The sequence below is a fragment of the Roseibium sp. genome (assembly GCF_050301095.1).
Classification (GTDB): domain Bacteria; phylum Pseudomonadota; class Alphaproteobacteria; order Rhizobiales; family Stappiaceae; genus Roseibium.
On the sequence record NZ_JBNKYW010000206.1, the window covers coordinates 1 to 4,252 of the forward strand.

General features: G+C 62.2%; 4 protein-coding genes. 2 read left to right on the top strand and 2 right to left on the bottom strand.

Going from position 1 to position 4,252, the window contains the following annotated elements; translation table 11 throughout:
- Positions 1-1,373, top strand: a 1,373-nt coding sequence (locus tag ACQY7U_RS18390; protein ID WP_428647498.1) for a glycoside hydrolase family 2 TIM barrel-domain containing protein, incomplete at its 5' end; no start/stop codon positions are given.
- An 89-nt stretch (positions 1,374-1,462) separates the two neighbouring features.
- Positions 1,463-2,713, top strand: a complete 1,251-nt coding sequence (locus tag ACQY7U_RS18395) for an ABC transporter substrate-binding protein (protein ID WP_428647501.1) — start codon at positions 1,463-1,465, stop codon at positions 2,711-2,713.
- An 84-nt stretch (positions 2,714-2,797) separates the two neighbouring features.
- On the opposite strand, the gene fsa is transcribed toward ACQY7U_RS18395, so the two are convergent.
- Both fsa and ACQY7U_RS18405 read right to left on the bottom strand, forming a co-directional pair.
- Complete coding sequence (gene fsa, locus ACQY7U_RS18400; RefSeq protein WP_428647504.1) at positions 2,798-3,451, bottom strand: fructose-6-phosphate aldolase; 654 nt, start codon at positions 3,449-3,451, stop codon at positions 2,798-2,800.
- A 36-nt stretch (positions 3,452-3,487) separates the two neighbouring features.
- Positions 3,488-4,252: FGGY-family carbohydrate kinase (locus ACQY7U_RS18405; RefSeq protein ID WP_428647507.1), on the bottom strand; the 765-nt coding region annotated here is incomplete at its 5' end.

Consider the following 4,252-nt stretch of genomic DNA (forward strand, 5'->3'; position numbering starts at 1 on the left):
TCAAGTACGAGTTGGGCTGTAACATCGTGCGCACGTCGCATTACCCACAGTCGCCGCACTTCCTTGACCGCTGCGACGAGATCGGCCTCATGGTGCTCGAGGAAATCCCCGGCTGGCAGCATATCGGCGGCAAGGCGTGGAAAGCCGAAGCGGTGCAAAATGTCCGGCGGATGATCGAGCGGGACTGGAACCATCCGAGCATCGTTGCCTGGGGCGTCAGGATCAACGAATCCCCGGACGACCACGATTTTTATGCGGAGACCAACAGGACCGCGCGGACGCTCGATGCCACCCGGCAGACCTGCGGCATCCGCAAGCACGCCGAAAGCGAGCTCCTGGAAGACATCTACACGATGAACGACTTTTCGCTGGAAAGCGATCTTCTACCGGAGCGGACTCCCTTGCGTGCCCCCCGGGTCGTGACCGGCCTCGACCGGGACGTTCCCTATCTGGTGACCGAATTCAACGGCCACATGTTCCCGACCAAGGTCAGCGACAACGAGGCGCGTCAGGTCGAGCATGTGACGCGCCACCTGGAAGTACTGAACGCGGCCTTCGGCAATCCCAACATTTCCGGATGCATCGCCTGGTGCATGTTCGACTACAACACCCACAAGGACTTCGGTTCGGGGGACCGCATCTGCCACCACGGCGTGATGACCATGTTCCGCGAACCGAAGTTTGCCGCCTATGCCTATGCCAGCCAGATGGCCCCGGCAGCCCGGACCGTTTTGAAGCCCGTCACCTATTGGGCGCGTGGCGAACGGGACATCGGCGGCGTTCTGCCCCTGATGATCCTGACAAATTGCGAGGAAGTGGAACTGCGGTTCCCGTCCGGCGCAACGCTGCGCAAGCGCGGCGATGCAGAGCTTTTCCCGCATCTGCCCCATCCCCCGGTCATCCTGCGCAAGGAAGATGTCACGGATGACGTTTTTGGCAAATGGGGGCTGAAATGGCAGGGCGTCGAGATCGCCGGCTTTGTCGAGGGGGAAGAAGTCGAAACGCTTCAATTCGTTGCCGACCCCGTCGCCACCACCCTGGAAGTTGCTCCGGACAGGGGCGAATTGAACGCGGCCGGGCGCGATGAGGTGCGTGTCATGGTGCGCGCGCTCGACCAGGCCGGGGCGCTTCTGCCTTTCCTGGCGGATCAGATCGACATCGAGGTTGATGGCCCGGCAAGGCTGCTCGGGCCCGGCCGGTCCCCGCTGGTTGGCGGAACCACCGGCTTCTGGCTGCAGGCCACCGGCGCGGCGGGACCGATCCGGCTCAAGGTCTCGTCGAGCCGTTTCGAAACACAGGAAATCCGGCTGACGGCAACTGCCGGAGTGGTGCCTGCCGGCGAGGGCCTCTGTCCTGTCCGGGCGATTGCCTGAGCAGGCGCAAAAACGGGACGGGAGGCGGATCAGAATTCGTCACCCGATCTCGCGAACTGAGTAGCAACTGCAATAGAGGGAGGAAAAGAATGCGATTTTTCAAAAGAATGACACTGTTGGGCGCGGCGGCAGCCACGCTCCTGGGAGGCAGCGTCCTGACGCAGGCCGCCGAGGAGCTGTCCGGAGATCTGAATATCTTCCTGGACACCTCGAATCCGGCTCCCCGTGCGGCCATGGAGGGCATGATCGAGCGCTTCCAGAAGATGCATCCGGACGTCAACATCAAGACGACCATCATCGACAGCGAAGGCTACAAGACCCAGATCCGGAACTTTCTGAGCGCGAACCCGCCCGACGTTGTGACCTGGTTCGCCGGCAACCGCATGAAGCCGTACGTCGAGACCGGCCTGTTTGAGGACGTCTCGGTGCTTTGGCAGGGGGAGCTGGCCGAAGAGCTGTCCTCGACCCGCAAGGCCATGACCATCGACGGCAAGCAGTGGGGCATTCCCTATTCCTTCTATCAGTGGGGCGTCTACTACCGCGAGGACATCTACAAGGAACTCGGGCTGACGGAGCCGAAGAACTGGGACGAATTCAAAGCGAACTGCCAGAAAATCATCGACTCGGGCCGGAAGTGCTTTTCGATCGGTACCAAGTTCCTCTGGACCGCCGCCGGCTGGTTCGACTATCTGGACCTGCGCCAGAACGGCTATGAATTCCACATGGATCTGACCGACGGCAAGATCAGCTGGGAAGACCAGCGCGTGCGGGACGTCTTTGCGCTCTGGCGCGAGCTGATCGACATGGGTGCCTTTGTCGACAACCACGCCGCTTACAGCTGGCAGGAAGCGCTTCCCTTCATGGTGAAGGGTGAGGCCGCCGGATATCTGCTCGGTAACTTCATCGTGCCGCCGCTGCGCGAAGCGGGTCTCACCGACGACAAGCTGGGTTTTTACCAGTTCCCTGAAATTGTGGCCGGCATTCCGCTCGCCGAAGACGCGCCGACCAACTCCTTCCATGTTCCTTCCGGAGCCAAGAACAAGGAAAACGCGCTGGCTTTCCTTGCCTATGTGGCCGATGCGGACAACCAGAGCATCCTGAGCGAACAGCTCGGCCAACTGGCGGTCAACTCGAAGAGCAAGGTGCCGGACGACAAGTTCATGGAAACGGGTTTCGAAATGCTCGGCAATGCCTATGCGCTGGCCCAGTTCTTCGACCGGGACGCGCCGTCCGAAATGGCGCGGATCGGCATGGAGGGCTTCCAGGAATTCATGGTCAAGCCGGACAATCTCGACCGTATCCTGGCGCGGCTCGAACGCGCCCGCCAGCGCATCTACTAATAGAAAGAACATCCGCGCCGGGGCAACCCGGCGCGGTCGATTGGTTGTGTCTGACGTTACCGCCCGTGCCTGACCGGATCTTTATTACAGGATCGATTGACCTGTGGCCTGCCAGTCCGCCGAGAACTGCACCAGCCCCTTGTCCGTCAGCGGATGGACGACGAGTGCCTTGATGACGGCTGCCGGACAGGTCGCGACATCCGCTCCGGCAAGAGCGGCCTGGCTGACGTGGTTGCCGGAGCGGATGGAGGCGGCCAGGATGTCCGTTTCCAAGGCGTAATTGTCGAAGATGGTGCGAATATCCCGGATAATGTCCATGCCGTCGATGTTGATGTCGTCGAGACGGCCGATGAAGGGCGACACATAGGTGGCCCCGGCTTTTGCGGCCAGCAGCGCCTGATTGGCGGAGAAGCAAAGCGTCACGTTGGTCCGGATGCCTTTCTGGCTGAAATGCCGGCAGGCTTTCAACCCGTCCAGGGTCAGCGGCAGCTTGATGACGACATTGTCTGCAAGGCCCGCCAGATGTTCGCCTTCACGCACCATGCCGTCGAAATCCATGGCGGCGACTTCCGCCGAAACGGGGCCGCTGACGAGGGCGCAGATTTCGGCGATCACGTCCTTGATCTGACGGCCCGACTTGGCGATCAGCGAAGGGTTGGTGGTCACGCCGTCGAGCAGGCCGTAGCTGTTCAGCTCGGCGATGTCGTCCACGGCGGCGGTATCGGCGAAGAATTTCATCCGGTCTTCCTTGAGGGCTGTTTGTGAGAGGGATGGTCAGGTTTGTTCCGCCGCTTCCAGCGCGACGGCCTGAAATTTCCCGAAGAGCCGGTACTTGCGGTCGTGCCAGTCCCGCAGCTCGGCGGAACAGGGTTCATAGCGATGCGAGATCGAGGCCATTTCACCCATGGCCGTGGCGAGGTCGGGAAATCCTTTCCCGGCCACCGCCCCCAGCATGGCCGCGCCCAGGAGAACCGGTTCTTCGGTTTCTGGGGCCGCTACCTCAAGGCCCGTCGCATCGGCCAGAAGCTGGCGGATCAGGTCGCTGCGGCCGGCGCCGCCGCTGATCACGATCGTCTTGACCGGGGCGCCGCAATTCGCCTGAGCCTCGATGATCTGGCGCAGGCCGTAGCCGAGGCCGCAGATTCCGGCAATGTAAAGGCTCACCAGGCTGTCGATATCCGCCGTCATGTCGAGACCCGCGATCACCGCGCCCGTATGCGGGTTGGCATGGGGGGCGCGGTTGCCCAGAAACTCGGGAACCACGGTGATCGATCCGGCTAGATAGGCCGCTTCTCCCGGGGACGAACAGGTTTCAACGGCTTGGGCGGCAAGCCATTCCGGCAGGGTTTGTCCAACCGCTTCCGCCTGCCCGCGTGCTTCGGCGGCGGCGGGATGGAAGGTCATCAGGTGGTCGATTGCCGCGCCTGCGGCGGACTGCCCGCCTTCGTTCAGCCAGGCACCGGGCACCATCGCCGAATAATAGGGGCCCCAGACACCCGGCACCTTCACAGGTTGGCTTGTGGTGGTCATGGTGCAGGA